This is a genomic window from Enterococcus mediterraneensis (genome assembly GCF_900604485.1).
Classification (GTDB): domain Bacteria; phylum Bacillota; class Bacilli; order Lactobacillales; family Enterococcaceae; genus Enterococcus_C; species Enterococcus_C mediterraneensis.
On sequence record NZ_UWOP01000001.1, the window covers coordinates 2,352,795 to 2,371,743 of the forward strand.

Sequence of the window (18,949 nt, forward strand, 5' to 3'; positions counted from 1 at the left end):
ATTCGCTTTATAAAGATTTGATTCCTTCATAACCTCTTAATAAAGAAATGATGCTAAAATAAAAGTGATCTATTGGGTAAGAAAGTCGCGTGAAAAAAATCGAACACATGCATAAATCAAATTTGACGGACAATTTTTGACAAGTCGCGAAAATATTTTAACTTCAAATGAGGTGTGAGTATGGAAAGCTTTAATGAACGCCAACGTCCTGTTAAAATAGAATTTCCTTTAAGAGGAGAATGGACTGCTCCAACTACGCCGGCAAAAAAGATTCCCAGCCATGGCACGGATCGGATGGGATTGCGGTATGCGTTTGATTTTGTACGAGCAGATGAAAAAGACTTGCATAAAGAGTATGATGCTGGTTTTTGGCGATTTTTCGTATTTGGTGTGCCGCTTGAGAAGTTTTATTGCTATGGTGAAAAGATCTATGCGCCCTGTGATGGAGAGATCGTGGAACTAGTAGATGGGATTGCTGAAAGGAAAACTGTACATTGGGTGAGAGAATCGTTTCGTGCGGTAAAAAATGCTTTGACATTTGACGAGAATAATGATGAATACAGCTTGATCGCCGGGAATTATCTGGTGATGAAGTGTTCCGATGAGATTTATATGGCATTTGTCCATTTGAAAACTGGTTCGATCACAGTTTCTTTAAATGAAAAAATCAAACAGGGAACTTTGCTAGGGCGAGTAGGCCATTCAGGAAATTCAACGTCTCCCCATCTCCATTTTCAAGTGATGGATAGTGCTGATATCAAAAATTCTCGAGGACTTCCTTGCTGTTTTGAAGAATATGAAGTCTATCAAAACGGCCAGTGGAAAACGGTGCACGGCCAAATTCCTTCGAGGGACGAGAGGATCAGGTTTTATAAAAATTGAATTGTATAAAATGAAAAATATTAGATTCCAATCACTCTTACACTAATAGCCTAAATAAATTAATGAACAGCCAGCAAAAGGAAGTTTTCCTTGATGCTAGCTGTTTATTTCAATAGATTTTTAGCATTTGAAATGTATAAATTGATATTCGGATAGATGCTGTTTCCACGGAATCATCTAAAAATCTCCCACCAAATCGTGCCACCTAAATCCACACTATAAATCATCTTTTGTTTTGCTTATATTGGAACGTTGTTTTTTATTGTTTGGAATCAATAAAGCAGAAAAACAATATTTTCCACTATATAACAGAAAATACTCAAAATATCGCAAAATTATAGTGAAAAAATATAGTTTTTAAAAAGTTTTTTTAGATTATTTAGAAAAAATCTCTAAATAGGTTGTCCTTAATGTTATTTTTAGGTTACACTAGAATTAGGAAATATACAGAGGAGGAGAGAGATGCGGAAAAGTTTTCAAGAAGTAATAGTATCGATTTTACCAATGACTGTATTGATCGTCATTTTGACGCTCGTTTTTGCACCATTGGAGACCAATGATATGATCACGTTTCTTGTTGGAGCAGGAATCATGATGATCGGGATGGCATTCTTTTTATTTGGAGCAGAATACTCGATGCTGAGAGTTGGCGAACTGGTAGGGGAGTACATGATCAAACGACGAAATCTAGCGATCATGCTCAGCCTTGGTTTTGCTATCGGGATCGGGATCACTATAGCGGAACCATCTGTTCAAGTATTGGCACAGCAAGTCAGAGACATTTCTGATGGCGCTATCACAAAGTTTCTTTTGATCGGAGTCGTGAGTGTAGGAACGGGGATCTTCTTAGCCTTTGCATTATTGCGGGTGGTCTTTAAAGTCTCTTATTACAAGCTGATGATGGTAGGATATCTAGCCGTTTTAGTAGCCTCATTTTTTACTCCGGCAGAATTTATGCCTGTTGCGTTTGATGCAGGTGGTGTAACTACTGGACCAGTCACTGTTCCATTTATTTTGGCATTGGCTAGCGGATTGACGAGCATGATCCATAAAGGCAAAGGCGAAGATGACAGCTTTGGGATGGTAGGAATCTCATCACTTGGACCGATCTTAGCAGTAATGTTGCTGGGGGTGATCTTCCAATGAGTCTTATTACTCAAATATTCGGCGGTTTTGAACTGATCGTCAGAGATGTTTTGATGGCGATTTTCCCCATTGTATTGATTTTTGTGTTAATGAATTTTATCAGTTTTAAAATGACGAAACAAAAGTTTTGGGCGATCATGAAAGGTTTCTTATTGACGACTTTCGGGCTGATTTTATTTTTACACGGTGTTGAAATCGCTTATGTTCCAGTTGGGCAGCATTTGGGCTCAGCGTTGGCTTCCATGGAAAACAACTACATTCTGATTCCGTTAGGCTTGTTGATGGGTTTTCTGGTTGGATTTGCCGAACCGGCGATCCACGTGATGGTCAAGCAAGTGGAAGAAGAAAGCGGGGGTACGATCCGTTCGAAAGTCTTGCTTTCAGTTGTATCGATCGGGATCGGTGTTGCAGTGGCACTTTCTATGTGGCGTTTGTTAGCGGGCTTCAGTCTTTATTATTTCCTGATTCCCGGCTACATCTTAGTCTTTATACTGGGCAGAAGAGTCGATAAAATGTTTTTGGCCATGGCATTTGATAATGGCGGCGTAGCGACAGGGCCGATGTGTTCAACCTTTATTTTGTCGATGGCCGTTTCTATCGCTTCCCAGATCGAAGGGCGCAGTCCCTTGATCGATGGTTTTGGTGTGGTGGCTTTGATCGCATTGACACCGATATTGTCTACACTAGCATTAGGCTACATCTATAAACGAAAAGAAGAACGTTACTTAAAAGAAAAACAAGCATTACAAGAATCGGAGGAAAGAAGATGAATAAACCCGTTGCATTGAATCTAGAGATGATTGTTACGATCGTTGATAAAGGTGTTGGCTCAGATGTCATTCAATATTCCAAAAAAGCAGGAGCAAATGGTGGAACGATCCTTCATGGGAAAGGGTCTGGGGTCCATGATAGTGCTAAATTTTTTGGATTAGAGATTGAGCCTGAAAAAGATATCGTGTTGACCTTAGTGCCGGATACATTGACCAATGAAGTCATGAACGCGATCGGCAACGGTATTCATATCGATAAGCCCGGTAATGGTATTTGTTTTAGTATCGATATCAGCAAAGTCATCGGGATCACAGAGATCAATTCATATCGACAAGTTGTAGATATGGAACGTCTGTTAGACGATGATAAAAAGTAACTGCAAGTTGATATAATAATGACAAACAAATAAAAAATCCGAACATCATGAGTGCTGCAATCAGCAGCATTTCTCACTGGTGTTCGGATTTTTCTATTTAAGCACTGGTTTTTTCGTGCAACGCCAACTGCTCGTCGTCTAAACGATGCAGTTCTTTGATAGCTTTCATATAAGAATAGAATAGGACGGCTACGGAGCCTAACCAAGCCAACGGGGAAGCCGCTGCCGCACCGGGATATTGGAAAAGGTGGGTCAAAACGATCGCGGCAAATGAGCGCATCAATAACTCCATCACACCGGCAATTGTAGGGATCTTGGTTTGTCCCAGACCTTGCAAGGTGTAGCGCAAAATGAATAGGACTGCTAAGATCCAATACAAACTGGCGTTGATATTAAAGTAGATCTGAGCTAAACGGAAGACTTCTGTTTCTCCTGCATTGACAAATAAACCAACAAACCGGTCACCGAAAAAGATTACGACGATCCCGGCTACGACACTGAATGCACAACTCATCATCAAACATTGTTTGACACCCGTCAGGATCCGACCATATTTTTTAGCGCCGAAGTTTTGAGCGGTGAATGTCGCCATAGTTACGCCAAAAGACATCATTGGCTGAGTGGCAAATTGGTCGATCCTTCCGGCTGCGGCTTGAGCCGCTACGACATCTGTTCCCAAACTATTTAGAGCAGATTGCAATACCACCGCTCCAATAGCGATGATGGATGATTGGAAAGCCATTGGCAAGCCCGCATTCAAATGGGTGAAAATCGTGTCTTTATCTATTTTGAAATCACTTTTAGAGACTTGCAGTAACGGGATTTTCCGTTTGATATAGATGACACACATCAAACTTGCGGAAATTTGCGCGATAACTGTCGCATACCCAGCCCCAGCGATCCCCATGTGGAAATTGATAATAAACACCAAATCCAAAATCACATTGATGATCACAGCGAAAATCAAAAAGAACAAAGGTGTTCGGCTATCTCCCAACGCTCGAATCATATTTGAAAGAAGATTGAACGCCATTGAGGCAAACATACCGCCTAAAATCACGGAGATAAATTCCTGTGCCTGTTGGATAATATCCGGCGGTGTCTGCATCAGCAATAATAACGGACGTAAAAATACTAAACTCAAAACAGTCAAAATAGCAGTTACTGTGAAACTAATTATAATAGCAACAGCAAAACTTTTCTTTACACCGCGAAAATCCTGAGCGCCGAAACGTTGCGCCGTGATGATAGATAACCCGGCGGTCAAACCTTGAGCAAAACCAATAATCAAAAACGTGATACTTCCTGTCGCGCCGACTGCTGCCAATGCCTCTTTACCGATCGTTTGCCCAACAATGATCATATCTACCATATTATAGAACTGTTGGAAAATATTTCCCACGAGTAATGGAATGGTAAATAAAAAAATCAACTTTGCTGGGGTGCCTGTAGTTAGGTCTCTCATGATAACTCCTCAATTTTTTTCAGAATATTTGCAAATTACATATTACCATAGTTTAATAGAACCACAAATAGCTGATTTATACAAAAAATACAGCAAAAAAAGAGCAATTTGTTAATGCTTACAAAAAAGATGCTTGATAGCATAAACTCAGTTCTTTAGATTTTTTAAAATCAATTGGTACAGCTTTAAGAAAATTTTATGAAAAAGATGAAAAAAGATGTCAACTGCAAATGACATTTCTAAAAGAAACTGGGATAATAAAGGAAGAGAGGTGGAAGACATATGGATGTAGTACTGGTGCGGCACGGGGAAAGTGAAGCAAATTTTGAAAATTATTGGACGGGATGGCTGGATGTTTCTCTGACAGAAAAAGGGCAGGAACAGGCTCGTAAGGCAGGGGAAAAAATCAAAAACGCGCAGATCGAATTTGACGCTGCATTTACGTCAGTATTGAAGCGGGCATCATTGACTTGCCAGATCATCTTAGAAGAAAGCGATCAGTTATGGATACCGACATTTAAAACCTGGCGTCTGAACGAGCGGCATTATGGCGCTTTAGTAGGGAAAAATAAGGATGAAATGGCACGAGAATTCGGGGCGGATCAAGTCAAACGCTGGCGTCGAGATTATTATGAAATGCCTCCATTAGTAGAAGAAAACCATTTTGACCGCCGTTACGCACAACTGGCAGATCAAGACATTCCTCATGGAGAAAATCTGCAAATGACGGTTCAGCGGGTCGCGCCATTATGGCAAGACGAGATCGCGCCGCTGTTGCGTTCGGGTAAGAATGTTTTGATTACCGGACATGGCAACAGTCTGCGGGCGCTGGTGAAATATTTGGAGGACGTACCAGAAGACCAAATGGATACCATTGATATCCCCAATGCTCAGCCGATCCATTACCGCTTTGATAAGAACTTGCAGATCATCAATAAATCGATCCTCTAAAGACGAATATTGGCTGAAGGAAATAGCTGTTTGTTTCAGAATTTTTCATAAAACTATCATAAATTATGGTATACTATTGAAAAAATTGGAGGAATAAGAATAATGAAAGCTATTTTAACGGTTGTCGGGAAGGACAAGGTTGGGATCATTGCCGGTGTCAGCCAGAAGTTGGCAGAATTGAATATCAATATTCTAGATGTATCTCAAACGATCATGGAAGATTATTTTACCATGATGATGATGTTGCAAATGCAACCAGAGGCTGATTTAGAAGCGATCAAGCAAGCATTGAGTCAAGTTGAAAACACATTGGGCGTCAAAATCAGCATTCAAAATGAAGAGATCTTCAATGCGATGCATAAACTATAATTCGGAGGGAAATGATGGAAACAAAACAAATTCTTGAAACGATCCGGATGGTAGAAGAAGAAAATCTTGATATCCGGACGATCACAATGGGTATTTCATTGTTGGACTGTATCGATGCCAGCACAGAAAAGACTTGTCAAAATATCTATAATAAAATCACCAGCAAAGCGAAAAATCTTGTAAAAGTCGGTGACGAGATCGCCAGTGAATTTGGGATCCCCATCATCAACAAGCGGATCTCAGTGACACCGATTGCCATCGTTGCTTCCGCAAGTGGTGGGCAAGACTGTGTTGCTTTTGCAAAAGTTTTGGACAAAGCCGCAAAAGCGGTGGGGATCAATTTTATCGGCGGGTATAGCGCATTAGTCGAAAAAGGCTATCAAGGAGCGGACCTGTCCTTGATCCAATCGATTCCGGAAGCCTTGGCGGAAACAGAATTTGTCTGTTCTTCTGTCAATATCGGTTCGACACGGGCAGGGATTAATATGGATGCTGTCAAATTGATGGGAGAAACCATCAAACAAACCGCCGAAGCTTCAGATATGGGCTGCGCGAAGTTGGTAGTCTTTGCGAATGCGGTGGAAGACAACCCATTCATGGCGGGAGCATTCCACGGAGTCGGTGAAGCAGATTGCGAGATCAATGTCGGTGTCAGCGGACCGGGCGTAGTAAAACGCGCTCTGGAAAAGGTCAAAGGCGAATCTTTTGATGTGGTTGCTGAAACAGTTAAGAAGACGGCATTTAAAATCACGCGGATGGGACAATTAGTCGGTCAAATCGCTTCTGAGCGATTGCACGTGCCTTTTGGTATCGTGGATCTGTCATTAGCTCCTACGCCGGCAGTTGGCGATAGTGTCGCGTTGATCTTGGAAGAAATGGGCTTGGAATCTGTCGGCACACACGGTACAACAGCGGCGCTGGCTTTATTGAACGATGCTGTAAAAAAAGGCGGCGTGATGGCTTGCAACCATGTGGGAGGCTTATCAGGCGCATTCATTCCGGTTTCTGAAGATGCAGGTATGATCAAAGCTGTAGAAGAAGGCTACCTGAATCTGGAAAAATTAGAAGCGATGACCGCCATTTGTTCAGTGGGTCTGGACATGATCGCGATCCCAGGAGATACACCAGCGGAGACGATTGCGGCGATGATCGCTGATGAAGCTGCGATCGGTGTCATCAATCATAAAACAACGGCGGTGCGGATCATCCCCGCTAAAGATAAAAAAGTCGGCGATTCTGTCGAATTCGGCGGTTTGCTGGGGACTGCTCCAGTCATGCGGACGAATTCGGCGAAATCGACGGACTTTATCCAACGAGGCGGGCGGATCCCGGCGCCGATCCATTCATTTAAAAATTAGGAAGATAGTGAGAAAATAATGTTTGATTCATATATATGGGATTTTGACGGGACGTTATTCGATACGTATCCGATCATGCTTGACAGCATGATGAAAGCTTTAGAAGATCGGCAAGTAGTTGCTGATCCAAAAGCTGTTTATCGATTATTGAAAGAGAAATCTTCAAAAGCATTGACTGAAAAATATCATCTGGACTTCCAAGAATTCTCAGATGATTTCCATCAATACGAAACGCTTGATACTCGCCAACCAGTCACATTTGATCATGTGTATGACACATTGGCGCAACTGAAACAACAAGGATCTAAACATTATATCTTGACTCATCGTACGATCGTTTCGACTCGCGAATTGTTAGTAAAAGAAGGAATGTTAGAATTTTTTGAAGAAATCGTGGGACCTGAATCTCAGTTTCCTCGTAAGCCTGATCCAAGTTCTCTGAATTATTTGGTAGAGAAATATCAAATGGATCCCAAACGGACAGTAATGGTGGGAGATCGCGTACTGGATATTGAAGCTGGCAAAAATGCCGGTGTCAAAACTTGTTTTTATGACATCGACCATTTTTTAGAAAATGTACCAGCTGATTACACGATCCATTCGATGGAAGAGATCTTGTCGATCGATTGATTTATAAAGCTCGTAATATACGAAACAGCTGATTTAGACATATCTAGAGATATCTGTCAGCCAAATGTCGTATATTACGGGCTTTTTTTGCGTTTTTTCAAAAGAGTTCTTCAGAGTGAGCAGAATCTTTTACTTTTTTGAAAACCTGCGTTATTCTTTACCTACCGAACGGTACAGAAAGGACGGAGAAATATGAAATTTGAAATCACAGAAGATGCCAAACAAATGATCGAAAAGAAATTGGCTGACGGCGACAAATTATTTTTAGACTATGAGAACGGCGACAGCGTATTTACTACCAAAGGATATAGTTGTGGTATGGACTATATGTTCAAGATGATCCTTTTAGGAAAAGACTCGACTGATTACGATACCTCTGCTTACAATATTCCGCTAGAAACCAGCTTAGGAACTGTCTGGATCAGCAAAAGCGGTGAAAAGTATTTGGAAAACAATATCAAATTGACATTTGATCCAGCTTATTACAGCTTAAAATTATCTGGCGATAGCGGTTTGATCGCCGGCGATGTACCTGTTGAACGCCACTGATTTGTAAAAATCTAATTATATAAAAATACAGAATAAGAGGGGAAATAAAAAAATGTTTGAAAATAAAAATACAGCTATCGTTGTCACAGATCCACAAGTAGAGTTTTTGAAACCAGTTGGTGCAGGTTATGGACTTACAAAAGATATTTTAGAAGAAGTCAATACGATCGATAATCTTGCCGCATTATTAAAAACAGCAAAAGAACGCGACTTTAAAGTATTCATTTCTCCCCATTATTTCTACCCACATGATCATAAATGGCAATTTGGCGGTGCCGGAGAAACGATGATGTTGGAACAAAATATGTTTGCACGCAATGATCAGTACAGCCCTGTTGTCGAAGGTTCAGGAGCTGACATCATTGAGGAATTAAAACCAATGTTAGATGACGATACGATCATTACTTCCCCACATAAAATTTTCGGCCCAGAAAGCAATGATTTGGCATTGCAACTGCGCAAAAATGGTATCGATACAGTTGTTTTAGCTGGGATGAACGCAAACCTATGTGTGGATTCTCATATGCGCGAGCTGATTGAAAATGGATTCAAAGTGATCGTGGCTACCGATGCCATCGGTGCTCCAGGTAAAGATGCTTATCAAGCAGCGATGACGAATTTCGGATTTATCGCAAATCAAGTGATGACAACAGAAGAAGTAATCGACCAATTAAACAAATAATTAAAAAAAGGCTAAGTAAAAGATGATCTGTTAGTCAACAGATCATTCTTTTACAGTAGACCTTTTGAAAAATAGCGGAAACAACGTAAAGCAAATGTTTTAAATTAGACGTATAGCAGAAATTTGTGTAAGAGAAAAGGGATAGCTAATGAGCACAAAAGAGAAAATCATCCAAAGCGCCCGCGAGCTGATTTATAAAAACGGCTATAACAATACATCTATCCGAGATATTTTATTAGCAGCAGATGCTGGCAAAGGGCAGCTTTATTATTATTTTGATTCAAAAAAAAGTATCGGATTAGCGGTCATTCAGGAAAATATCGCTGAATGGCGGGAAGAACTGTTTGAAGGGATCTTGATCTCCAGCAGCGATCCGGAAAAAGACTTTCGTGATATGTTGAAGTGGTTTTACTCGTTTCATCACGAACAGACGAAGTATTATGGATGTCCGATGGGCAATTTGATCTTTGAACTGTCAATGGAGGATGAAGACTTCCGAACGGTTTTAGATGCTTTCATGACTGAATGGATCAATGCTTTGTCAGCCAAGTTAGTAGAAATACCTTCGTTGAAATTGGATAATGAAAGTGCAAAAGAAGAAGCCCGTGCGATCATTTCCCAACTTCAGGGTAGTATTTTGATGTTGAAAGTGACGCAAAATTTCTCGGTATTAGCGGAAACTTTAGCCAGATTGGAACAGAAATATACGTCTTATGATCAAGTAATTCTTTCTCAAAGTTAATGGAATACCAAAAAAAGTGCTGAATGATTTTTCTTCATTCAGCGCTTTTTTTTCGAGGAAATGCCTCTTTTTTACGAATCTATTTAATGAAAGGAGGATAATATGGAAAGAATTTTTGATATCTGGCGTAAATACCGTATGTTTTTCGTTTTTGGGGCGCTTATTTTGATTATCATGAGCGGCAGCATTTACTTTTATTTCCGCCAAACCACGCCGGAAACGGAATGGGAAACATTTGCTACCACCAGCAGGAGTATGGAACAAATTCAATCCACTGACAAAAAAGAGATCCTGATCGATATCAAAGGTGAAGTGAAAAAGCCGGGTGTCTATACATTGTCAGAAAATGCCCGACTCCAAGAAGCGATTTTTTTGGCAGGAGGATTGACGGAAAAAGCGGAAGAGAAGTCGTTGAATCTGGCGGCTAAGCTGACGGATCAGCAGATGATCTATGTTCCTAATAAAGAAGAGGCGGCGGAGACTTTACCTATCCAAAACCTGACTAATGAGAATACAGCAAATACAGATGATACGATCAATATCAATACAGCAACAGTCACAGAATTACAGCAACTATCAGGTATCGGCGAGAAGAAAGCCCAAGCGATCATTGACTATCGGGAAGAAAATGGTCCATTTGCTTCGGTAGAGGATCTGACCGAAGTTTCAGGCATCGGCGAAAAGACGGTTGAAAAATTGAAACCATCTATTACAATATAAGTAACCTAAGAAATTGGAGAAAAACTATGACAGACGAACGAATTCCATGGGACCAGTATTTCATGGCACAAGCAGTATTATTAGCATTACGCAGTACGTGTACGCGTTTAGAAGTGGGAGCGACCCTGGTCAAAGATCGGCGGATCATCGCCGGTGGATATAATGGATCTGTTGGCGGCGATGTCCACTGTATCGATGAAGGCTGTTATGTAGTGGACGGTCATTGTATCCGCACGATCCATGCGGAAATGAACGCATTACTGCAATGCTCAAAATTAGGGATCTCTACCGAAGATTCCGAAATTTATGTGACACATTTTCCGTGTTTGCCTTGTACGAAAGCGATCCTTCAAGCCGGTGTTAAAACGATCCATTATTTGCATGATTATCGGAACAACGAATACGCGTTGGATTTGATCCGACAAGTGGGGGCTGAGGTTCATCAAGTTCAACTTGATCCGAAATATTTTGCGAAGCTTTCCTTTGGAGAATTGAGTGAAAAACCGCTCCATTGATTGGCAGATACGCAACCATCTTATTTTCCCGAGTTTGATGGTTTTAGGGTCTAGCGGCGCGTATCTATTGGCTGCGCCCTGGTTTGTTTTCACCTTTATATATTTTTCTGTGACTATTTGCTGCAAAAGACAACTAGGTTTATTACTACTAGGAGTATTTTGCAGCCTTTTTGTTTTATATCGAGCCAATCTTATGAAGCCTAAACCTTTGCCAACTGGAAAAGTACAACAAGTGATCACCGTTGCCGCAGATACTATTGAAAGAAATGGCAATCAGATTTCTTTTGATGCTGTCAATCAACAAAATGCTTTGTTGCGTTGTACTTATACGTTAAAAACAACCGATGAGATAATCAGTTGGCAGCAACGAGAGGATTGGTTAGCACGTTTATTGGTTCAAGGAGAGATCAAACAAGGTGACGAGCAAAGGAATCAACACGCTTTTGATTATCAACGTTATTTGTCTCTCAATGGCTATTCGGGTATTTTATCTATTTCCCATATCAAGCAAAAACAAATGATCAAAGGATTTTCACTGCAACGTTTACGGACAAGGCTGATCACTCATATCGAAAAGCAGTTTCCGGAAAAAAGCGGGCTTTATCTCTTATCACTTTTAGCAGGCTATAAGGATCGGCGATTTGATGAGATCTCTGAAGTCTTTGCCCCCAGCGGAGTTTTGCATTTGTTCAGTATCTCAGGAATGCATATGTATTTCTTTTTGGGACTTTTCCAAACACTTTTTAAAAAATTGCGCTGGACACAGTCGGAACGGTTCCTTCCTTTTTGTCTGCTGATAGTATTTTCCAGTGTATTATTAGGCGGGTCGCCGAGTATGTGGCGTGCAAGCCTGTTGTATTTATTAAAAGAACTGACTGGACTATTTCGCTTCAAACTCTCGGCAATGGATCGTTTTGCGATCGTCTTGATGGCTTTATTGTGTTTTGATCCCCTGATCAGCGGGAAAACAGCAGGACAGCTCTCATTATTGATGGCCTGGCTGCTTCTTTGTCAGCCGCAACCCCGCTCTTTGATAGAAAACATCAAACAATCACAATGGCTTTCTATTTTGGCAGCACCATGTATACTTTATCTATTTTTTGAATGGCCGCTTTTTGGCGGAATTTTAACGTTTGTTCTCGTTCCGTTTTTCTGCTTTTTTCTCTTGCCGGTCGCGCTTATTCTTCTGATTTTTTCCTTTTTTACAACGATTCCGTTTTTAGGGATATTTGAGGATATTTTACGGGGTGTCGAATCGCTTCTCGGATTGTTTTCGTGGACGTGGCAAGCCGGACAGCCGCCATTGTTTATTGCACTTTCAGGATTGATTTTAGGCGTGTGCTTCTATCAAAAAAAGAAGCCGATTCTGGCATTATTCTGCTGCTTGGTTTTACCGTCAATGCCGCAAGTGATTTCTTTAGAGATGTCTGTGACATTTGTTGATGTGGGGCAGGGGGATGCCATCTTATTGAAAGCACCATTGAAAAAAGAAGTCATTTTGATCGACACAGGTGGACGATTGGAATTTCCTGTTGATTCTTCTTTTGAAAAAAAGAAACGCGCGAACGCGGAATTCACTTTGTTGCCGTTTCTTAAAGGACAAGGGATTCAGCGGATCGATAAGTTGTTTCTAACGCACGGCGACACGGATCATATGGGGGATCTTTTGACGATTGCTGAAAAGATCGCGATCGATACGATTTATTTAGTCAAAGGCAGTCAGTATCACCCAAATATACAAAAAGTTCTGCCCAAGCTGCCTGCTGATACAAAAATCAGAGAAGTTCAAGCAGATACGATATTCTCTGATTATTTTCCTCTAAAAGTCCTCTTTCCTTTTCAGGAAGGGCGCGGGGAAAATGAAGATTCTTTGGTCTTGGCGATGCAAGCTAAAAAATCCCGCTTTTTATTTATGGGAGATTTGGGAAAAGAAGGGGAAAAACAATTATTGTCTCGCTATCCGAACCTGACAGCAGATGTTTTGAAATTAGGTCATCATGGCAGTCGGACTTCGACAGACAGCAAATTTATCGAAACGGTCCAGCCGCGGCAGGCAATCGTTTCTTGCGGCGCAAACAATCGTTTCGGTCATCCTCATCAGGAGGTCTTATCAGTGTTGCAAGAGAAAAATATTGAGATCCTGCGAACCGATCAGCAAGGAATGATCACCTATCGCTGGTATCCATGGCAGGATCTGCCAGAGGTCATAAAAATGAAAGAAAACTAGAATTTGTTTTGTTGGCATGGTAGGATGAAGATTGAAGGTGAGGAGAAAGATGAATACTCAGACAGCGCTGCAGGCGATTCGTTCAAAAAAATTAGAGCCGGTCTATCTGGTAGCCGGCACCGAAAAATATTTACAAGATCAGATCAGAGACGCATTTTTCAAACGGTTGGCAGTCGAGGAGGATGATCTGAATTTCGCGCAATTCGATATGGAGCGTGATCCCATCGACGCAGTCATCGCGGAAGCGGAATCCGCGCCGTTTTTTGGCGATCAGCGGCTGATCATTGTGGAGCGTCCGTTCTTTTTGACCGCAGAAAAAAAAGCAAATGCGCCGGAACATGATTTGGATGCGCTGCTTGCTTATCTGAAAGAACCTAACGAGACGTCCGTTTTGGTATTTTTTGCAGATTATGAAAAATTAGATGAACGGAAAAAAATCACCAAACAGCTTAAAAAAAATAGTGAATTGATCGATGTCCAGCCTTTGAAAGAAGCAGATGTCCGCCGCTATGTTCAGCAGACCATGGAAAATGCCGGACTGAAGATGGATCGTCAAACGATTGATCTATTCTTACAGCTTACGGATCTGAATTTGAGCAAAACGATGCATGAATTGGAAAAGCTGACGATCTATGCCGGTGATGCTCATACTATCAGCAAGCAAGAACTGCTGCAGTTGATCCCGAAAACATTGGAACATAATATTTTTGATCTAACAAGTTATGTTTTGACAGGCAAAGTTGAGGATGCGTTAAGGATCTATCAGGATCTGCTTTTGCAAGGAGAAGAAACTATCAAGATCAATGCAATTTTGATCGGTCAATTGCGTTTATTATTGCAGACACGTATCTTGATGAAATTGGGATATCAGCAAGCAAAAATCGCGGAAACACTCAAAATCCATCCTTATCGAGTAAAACTTGCGATGCAGCAGGTGCGGAATTACCAAGAAAAGGTATTGATCGATCTTTACGACGCATTAGTGGAAAACGATTATCTGGTAAAAACCGGTAAGATCGATAAAGAATTCGCTTTTCAATTATTTGTTTTAAAGACTGGTCAACGAGTCTCCTAGATCTTTACTAAGAGCAGGAGAATGATTTTAACCACAAAAAAAGCTTGGAACAGTTGTTCCAAGCTTTTTAATAAACGCTGAAATTCTAAACGAATAGATTATTTAGCGATTTTTTTGCTTAAACGAGATTTGTCGCGACTTGCTTTGTTTTTGTGGATCAATCCTTTTGACTCAGCCATGTCGATTGCTTTAGCAGCATCTTTATATAACGCATCTACGTTATCAGCACCAGCTTCAACAGCTTGTTCAAATTTTTTGACAGCTGAACGCATAGAGCTTACTTGAGATGAATTCTTAGCATTAGCGGCTTCGCTTGTACGAACGCGTTTGATTGCAGATTCAATGTTTGGCATGTATTTCACCTCCGAATAAAAAGTTCTTATACGAGAAATCGTATAAATCAACACTAGTCATTATACCTAATGCTGGAATTTATTGCAATAAAAGTTGTAAAGAAAATTTACTTAACAGAATAATTCTTATTTATTTTTCATGAAAAAAATCTGTTAGCGTCAAATCCCTTATGTTATCGGTTATGCTCCTGAGAAATTCAGTACAATTAGGCATAGAAGGGGATACATTCAAAAAAAAACTGAGCAACATTTCTGGATATGTGCTATGATAACAACGGAAAAATTTTTTGGTGGTGTATTATTTGAGTATTGCATTGGTAATAACAGTCACACTCGTTATGGGTGTAATTTTTGTAAACGGTTGGACAGATGCGCCGAACGCGATCGCGACAGCAGTCTCTACGCGTGTGCTGAAACCGAATGTAGCAATCTGGATCGCAGTCGCCATGAATTTCTTAGGGGCGCTTGTGATGACAGCGTTTAACGCGCAGGTAGCAGAGACAATCAGCAACATCGTCAGCTTTGATGCGCAAGGAAATCTCGCAGCTTCTCAGATCGCGTTGGCAGCTTCGCTGTTTTCCATCGTAGTCTGGTCAGTTGCCGCTTGGTATTTTGGTATCCCGACCAGTGAATCCCACGCGTTGATCGCCGGATTGACAGGTTCAGCGATGGCATTAGGCGGTTTAGGCGCGGTCAACGGACAAGAATGGATCAAAGTTCTGATTGGGTTAGTTGTTTCGACTGTCATGGGATTTGGCGGTGGTTACTTGATTACCAAAGTGATCGTTGTCATTTTTCGAAATGTTCAGCGACGCGCGGCAAATAAATTTTTTACCATTGGTCAAGCGATCGCAGCTGCGGCGAATGCCTTTTTGCATGGCGCGCAAGATGGTCAAAAATTTATGGGGGTTTTCATGCTAGGCCTTTACTATAACAACCTAGTAGAGAAATCCGGCAACGGATTTGTCATTCCGCTATGGGTCATGGCGCTTTGTTCATTGACAATGGGCTTTGGGACTTCTGTCGGCGGTATGAAAATCATTAAATCTGTCGGAATGGACATGGTGAAGATCGAAAAATATCAAGGATTTTCAGCGGATGTCAGTGCAGCAATCTGTCTGTTTTTGGCTTCTATGTTTGGGATTCCGGTTTCTACCACCCATACGAAAACAACAGCGATCATGGGTGTGGGCGCTTCTCGACGTTTATCCAGTGTCGATTGGCGGATCGTTAAAGAAATGATCTTTGCTTGGGTGATGACTTTCCCAGGCTGTGGTGTTATCGCTTTTGTAATGGCGAAATTATTTGTAGCAATTTTTTAAGGAGAGAAATCAATGGCACGGAGAAAACAATACGACTTTTTTGTGGCAATGGAACATTTAGCAGAAAATGCGCATACTGCCGCGGAGATCTTACTTGATTTGGTAAGAAACTATTCCCCAGAAAAACTGGTGTCGGAGTCGGAAAAAATTCACGATTTAGAACGAGAAGCAGACCACATCGTTACTGAATTGACGAATGAGTTGTATGACGCCTTCATCACACCGATCGATCGGGAAGATATCTTGGTTATTTCAGAACGCCTCGATGATATTTTAGATGGGATCAACGGGATGACTTATCTTTTCGAAAATCTTGTAATCACTGAAATGCGTGAAGAAACAGATGTCTTTGCGGAAATGGTAGCGAAAGCCGCGAAAGGCGTACACACAGCGACAAAAGAATTTCCTAAATTCAAAAACTCGAAAACACTTCGCAAAATGATCGATGAGGTCAATCATACTGAATCAGATGCCGATCGACTTTACTCAAAGTTGAAGAAGGGTTTGTTCACTGAAGAAGAAAATGTCGTTGAGATCATCAAATGGAAAGATATCTACGACCGTTTTGAAGAAATCATCAATGACAGCGAATCAGCTGTTGATATCATTGACGGTATGGTAATCAAAAACACATAAGAAAACGGCATATGAAAGTGCTGTTAAAAAACACCCAAGAATTAGAAAATCAATCCTGCAAACCGCAGAGAGAGGTCGACTAATTATCGGGTGTTTTTTTGTTTTTAGCTTGATTTAGAGTTACTGGAGATTGTTGTCTGGCGTTGCGGCACCAAGATTTCGCAATTTATACGCTTCGCAATCCAGACAGTCAGGATTTTGATGGAGGACTTTCGGCATCCGCAACATCCGTAAACCGTTGAGGATGACTAAGATCGTACTGCCTTCGTGTCCCACCACTCCCAGCGGTAAACTGATGATTTGGAAAAAGTTGGATAAGATCAAGATACCGATGACCGAGACGGAAAAAATGATATTTTGAGTGATGATCCGTTTCAATTTCAGGGAGTGGAGATGGATCTGCTGTAATTTCACCAATTCATTTTTCATCAATACCATCTCTGCTACATCGACAGCCAGATCGGTTCCTTCTCCCATAGCGACACCGATAGATGCACTGGCTAGAGCAGGAGCGTCATTGATACCGTCGCCCACCATGGCATTGTCACCGTAAGATTCCTTTAAATCAGCGATGATTCGAGATTTATCATCTGGTAGGCAATTGGCATGATATTCATCCAGATTCAATTTTTTAGCGATTACTTTGGCGGTACCTTCATGATCGCCGGTCAGCATCACTGTTTGGATATTTTTTTCTTTGAAATAATGAATGACCTGATGCGCATCTGCTTTGGCAATATCCTGTAAAGCGAAGAATGCTAACAGCTCATGATCACGAGCATAATAAATAATGGTTTTTCCGCTGTTAGAAAATTGTTGGATCAGCTTTTGATGTTTGCTGCCTAACTGCTGATAATTTGGATCATAGGCGTGTTTGCCGACTTTCCAGACAGCGTTTTGATAAACAGCTTGCAAGCCAAAGCCAGTGATCTCTTCGATTTCTAGATTTTGCAGTTTTTCATCAAGAGATAGGTCAAAGTAATTAACGATGGCATCAGCTAGTGGATGGGTAGTTTTCGTTTCCATAGCAACGATCATTTGCCGAATAAGCGGCGTATCTTGCAAAAAGACCGCATCCGTTACGACGGGTTTGCCTTCTGTCAGTGTGCCTGTCTTATCAAAGGCGATAGCTTTAAGGTTGGCAAAACGTTCCAACGCCGCGCCGCCTTTCAGTAAGATCCCGTTTCGAGCACTGCTGGAGATAGCAGCCAATGTAGCGGGGGTGGCTGAGGCGACCAATGCGCAAGGAGAAGCTACCACTAAAAGTACCATCCCGCGATAAAAACTTTCTTCCCAACTCCAGCCAATCAGGTAATGAGGAAGCAGGATCATCAACGGAACAATGATCAAGACGATCTTGACATAGATATTTTCGATTTTTTCGATGAAGCTTGCAGTTTGAGTTGGTCGTGCCTGAGCTTCCTCAACAAGTTTCACGATCTTAGCCATCACAGTTTCACTGCTTACTTTGGTCACTTCGATCACCAGAGAGTTTCCTAAATTGAGTGTACCGCCGTATACTTCATCACCGACTTGTTTTTCAACAGGCATTGATTCACCGTTGACTGCGGCTTCGTTGATCGCTGAGCTTCCTTGTTGAATCGTTCCGTCGATAGGGATCGTGGCTCCTTTAGGGACAAGTACACGATCAGCGACTGCCAATTCGGAAACAGGTATTTCTGCCAGTGTTCCGTCGGCGAGATACTTTTGCGCGGTGGCCGGCTGCAGATTCATCAATGAAGTGATCTCTTTACGGCTTTTGTTAGTAGTGTATTCTTCCAGAAAACCGCTTAGGCAAAAAATAAAGGTCAACATCGCGCCTTCAAACCAATCGCCGATGATGCAGGCACCGATCGCGGCCAACGCCATCAGAAGATCGACATTGACACGCTTTTTCGTAAACAGTTCTTGAAGCCCCTCCGAAGTTTGTTTCCAACCGCCAAAAAAGATGGCGAAAAGGAATAAGAAAATAGCGATAATTTCTGAAAAAGAGCCGACGATCAGTCCGCTGATCATAAAAATCAAACAAAAAACAGTGGAGAAGAAAGCTTGCTTTTCTGTTTTACTCATCCTGATTCCTCCTTTCATTTTCAGCATAGCATAGTCTGTTTGAAAAGAGGAACTAAGATCCATTAACTGAGAACGATAGTAATTATCAGTTATCCTTTTTAGATTTACCT

The 18,949-nt window shown here is 41.3% G+C and carries 20 protein-coding genes; 17 read left to right on the forward strand and 3 right to left on the reverse strand.

Annotated elements, in window-relative coordinates:
* Positions 1–180: 180 nt before the first annotated feature.
* The 4 genes from EFB00_RS11615 (at position 181) to EFB00_RS11630 (ending at position 3,175) form a co-directional block, all read left to right on the forward strand.
* Complete coding sequence (locus EFB00_RS11615; protein WP_122646949.1) at positions 181–882, forward strand: M23 family metallopeptidase; 702 nt, start codon at positions 181–183, stop codon at positions 880–882.
* A 462-nt stretch (positions 883–1,344) separates the two neighbouring features.
* Positions 1,345–2,028: a DUF1538 domain-containing protein gene (locus EFB00_RS11620; protein WP_122646950.1), complete on the forward strand. Its 684-nt coding sequence runs from the start codon at positions 1,345–1,347 to the stop codon at positions 2,026–2,028.
* On the forward strand, positions 2,025–2,798 hold the full coding sequence (locus EFB00_RS11625) for a DUF1538 domain-containing protein (protein ID WP_122646951.1): 774 nt from the start codon (positions 2,025–2,027) through the stop codon (positions 2,796–2,798). The genes EFB00_RS11620 and EFB00_RS11625 overlap by 4 nt, the downstream gene beginning before the upstream one ends.
* Positions 2,795–3,175: a P-II family nitrogen regulator gene (locus EFB00_RS11630; RefSeq protein WP_122646952.1), complete on the forward strand. Its 381-nt coding sequence runs from the start codon at positions 2,795–2,797 to the stop codon at positions 3,173–3,175. Before EFB00_RS11625 ends, EFB00_RS11630 begins: the two co-directional genes overlap by 4 nt.
* Positions 3,176–3,272: 97 nt before the next feature.
* Here the strand turns inward: EFB00_RS11630 and EFB00_RS11635 are convergent, their stop codons facing one another.
* Entirely contained in the window at positions 3,273–4,640 is a 1,368-nt protein-coding gene (locus EFB00_RS11635) for an MATE family efflux transporter (protein WP_122646953.1), read from the reverse strand.
* 282 nt (positions 4,641–4,922) lie between these two features.
* On the opposite strand from EFB00_RS11635, the gene EFB00_RS11640 reads away from it, so the two are divergent.
* From EFB00_RS11640 to holA, 11 genes are all read left to right on the forward strand, one after another.
* Positions 4,923–5,591 carry a 2,3-bisphosphoglycerate-dependent phosphoglycerate mutase gene (locus EFB00_RS11640; protein ID WP_122646954.1) on the forward strand — a complete coding sequence of 223 codons (669 nt, stop codon included), beginning with the start codon at positions 4,923–4,925 and terminating at the stop codon, positions 5,589–5,591.
* A gap of 102 nt (positions 5,592–5,693) precedes the next feature.
* Entirely contained in the window at positions 5,694–5,960 is a 267-nt protein-coding gene (locus EFB00_RS11645; protein ID WP_002290085.1) for an ACT domain-containing protein, read from the forward strand.
* A 14-nt stretch (positions 5,961–5,974) separates the two neighbouring features.
* Positions 5,975–7,318, forward strand: coding sequence for a PFL family protein (locus EFB00_RS11650; protein ID WP_122646955.1), 1,344 nt, complete (start codon positions 5,975–5,977; stop codon positions 7,316–7,318).
* An 18-nt stretch (positions 7,319–7,336) separates the two neighbouring features.
* Positions 7,337–7,948, forward strand: a complete 612-nt coding sequence (locus EFB00_RS11655; protein ID WP_122646956.1) for an HAD-IA family hydrolase — start codon at positions 7,337–7,339, stop codon at positions 7,946–7,948.
* Between the two features lie 192 nt (positions 7,949–8,140).
* Positions 8,141–8,497: an iron-sulfur cluster biosynthesis family protein gene (locus EFB00_RS11660; protein ID WP_122646957.1), complete on the forward strand. Its 357-nt coding sequence runs from the start codon at positions 8,141–8,143 to the stop codon at positions 8,495–8,497.
* Between the two features lie 52 nt (positions 8,498–8,549).
* A complete protein-coding gene (locus EFB00_RS11665) occupies positions 8,550–9,179 on the forward strand; it encodes a cysteine hydrolase family protein (protein ID WP_122646958.1) in 630 nt (209 codons plus the stop codon).
* Between the two features lie 148 nt (positions 9,180–9,327).
* Positions 9,328–9,921, forward strand: coding sequence for a TetR/AcrR family transcriptional regulator (locus EFB00_RS11670; RefSeq protein ID WP_122646959.1), 594 nt, complete (start codon positions 9,328–9,330; stop codon positions 9,919–9,921).
* A 102-nt stretch (positions 9,922–10,023) separates the two neighbouring features.
* Positions 10,024–10,641, forward strand: a complete 618-nt coding sequence (locus EFB00_RS11675) for a helix-hairpin-helix domain-containing protein (RefSeq protein ID WP_241153437.1) — start codon at positions 10,024–10,026, stop codon at positions 10,639–10,641.
* Positions 10,642–10,667: 26 nt separating this feature from the next.
* On the forward strand, positions 10,668–11,156 hold the full coding sequence (locus EFB00_RS11680; protein ID WP_122646960.1) for a ComE operon protein 2: 489 nt from the start codon (positions 10,668–10,670) through the stop codon (positions 11,154–11,156).
* 37 nt (positions 11,157–11,193) lie between these two features.
* Positions 11,194–13,383, forward strand: a complete 2,190-nt coding sequence (locus EFB00_RS11685) for a DNA internalization-related competence protein ComEC/Rec2 (protein WP_241153455.1) — start codon at positions 11,194–11,196, stop codon at positions 13,381–13,383.
* A gap of 49 nt (positions 13,384–13,432) precedes the next feature.
* Positions 13,433–14,458: a DNA polymerase III subunit delta gene (gene holA, locus EFB00_RS11690; protein ID WP_122646962.1), complete on the forward strand. Its 1,026-nt coding sequence runs from the start codon at positions 13,433–13,435 to the stop codon at positions 14,456–14,458.
* Between the two features lie 98 nt (positions 14,459–14,556).
* On the opposite strand, the gene rpsT is transcribed toward holA, so the two are convergent.
* Positions 14,557–14,811, reverse strand: a complete 255-nt coding sequence (gene rpsT / locus EFB00_RS11695) for a 30S ribosomal protein S20 (protein WP_122646963.1) — start codon at positions 14,809–14,811, stop codon at positions 14,557–14,559.
* A gap of 338 nt (positions 14,812–15,149) precedes the next feature.
* Between rpsT and EFB00_RS11700 the strand changes: the two genes are divergently transcribed.
* Together EFB00_RS11700 and EFB00_RS11705 are read left to right on the forward strand one after the other, a co-directional pair.
* Entirely contained in the window at positions 15,150–16,133 is a 984-nt protein-coding gene (locus EFB00_RS11700) for an inorganic phosphate transporter (protein ID WP_122647103.1), read from the forward strand.
* 12 nt (positions 16,134–16,145) lie between these two features.
* Positions 16,146–16,769, forward strand: a complete 624-nt coding sequence (locus EFB00_RS11705; protein ID WP_122646964.1) for a DUF47 domain-containing protein — start codon at positions 16,146–16,148, stop codon at positions 16,767–16,769.
* A gap of 120 nt (positions 16,770–16,889) precedes the next feature.
* Here the strand turns inward: EFB00_RS11705 and EFB00_RS11710 are convergent, their stop codons facing one another.
* Positions 16,890–18,839: a heavy metal translocating P-type ATPase gene (locus tag EFB00_RS11710; protein ID WP_122646965.1), complete on the reverse strand. Its 1,950-nt coding sequence runs from the start codon at positions 18,837–18,839 to the stop codon at positions 16,890–16,892.
* Positions 18,840–18,949: the final 110 nt, after the last annotated feature.

Coding starts and splice junctions, on each gene's coding strand:
- EFB00_RS11615 (WP_122646949.1), top strand. CDS start 181: ATGGAAAGCTTTAATGAACGCCAACGTCCTGTTAAAATAGAATTTCCT.
- EFB00_RS11620 (WP_122646950.1), top strand. CDS start 1,345: ATGCGGAAAAGTTTTCAAGAAGTAATAGTATCGATTTTACCAATGACT.
- EFB00_RS11625 (WP_122646951.1), top strand. CDS start 2,025: ATGAGTCTTATTACTCAAATATTCGGCGGTTTTGAACTGATCGTCAGA.
- EFB00_RS11630 (WP_122646952.1), top strand. CDS start 2,795: ATGAATAAACCCGTTGCATTGAATCTAGAGATGATTGTTACGATCGTT.
- EFB00_RS11635 (WP_122646953.1), bottom strand. CDS start 4,640: ATGAGAGACCTAACTACAGGCACCCCAGCAAAGTTGATTTTTTTATTT.
- EFB00_RS11640 (WP_122646954.1), top strand. CDS start 4,923: ATGGATGTAGTACTGGTGCGGCACGGGGAAAGTGAAGCAAATTTTGAA.
- EFB00_RS11645 (WP_002290085.1), top strand. CDS start 5,694: ATGAAAGCTATTTTAACGGTTGTCGGGAAGGACAAGGTTGGGATCATT.
- EFB00_RS11650 (WP_122646955.1), top strand. CDS start 5,975: ATGGAAACAAAACAAATTCTTGAAACGATCCGGATGGTAGAAGAAGAA.
- EFB00_RS11655 (WP_122646956.1), top strand. CDS start 7,337: ATGTTTGATTCATATATATGGGATTTTGACGGGACGTTATTCGATACG.
- EFB00_RS11660 (WP_122646957.1), top strand. CDS start 8,141: ATGAAATTTGAAATCACAGAAGATGCCAAACAAATGATCGAAAAGAAA.
- EFB00_RS11665 (WP_122646958.1), top strand. CDS start 8,550: ATGTTTGAAAATAAAAATACAGCTATCGTTGTCACAGATCCACAAGTA.
- EFB00_RS11670 (WP_122646959.1), top strand. CDS start 9,328: ATGAGCACAAAAGAGAAAATCATCCAAAGCGCCCGCGAGCTGATTTAT.
- EFB00_RS11675 (WP_241153437.1), top strand. CDS start 10,024: ATGGAAAGAATTTTTGATATCTGGCGTAAATACCGTATGTTTTTCGTT.
- EFB00_RS11680 (WP_122646960.1), top strand. CDS start 10,668: ATGACAGACGAACGAATTCCATGGGACCAGTATTTCATGGCACAAGCA.
- EFB00_RS11685 (WP_241153455.1), top strand. CDS start 11,194: ATGGTTTTAGGGTCTAGCGGCGCGTATCTATTGGCTGCGCCCTGGTTT.
- holA (WP_122646962.1), top strand. CDS start 13,433: ATGAATACTCAGACAGCGCTGCAGGCGATTCGTTCAAAAAAATTAGAG.
- rpsT (WP_122646963.1), bottom strand. CDS start 14,811: ATGCCAAACATTGAATCTGCAATCAAACGCGTTCGTACAAGCGAAGCC.
- EFB00_RS11700 (WP_122647103.1), top strand. CDS start 15,150: ATGGGTGTAATTTTTGTAAACGGTTGGACAGATGCGCCGAACGCGATC.
- EFB00_RS11705 (WP_122646964.1), top strand. CDS start 16,146: ATGGCACGGAGAAAACAATACGACTTTTTTGTGGCAATGGAACATTTA.
- EFB00_RS11710 (WP_122646965.1), bottom strand. CDS start 18,839: ATGAGTAAAACAGAAAAGCAAGCTTTCTTCTCCACTGTTTTTTGTTTG.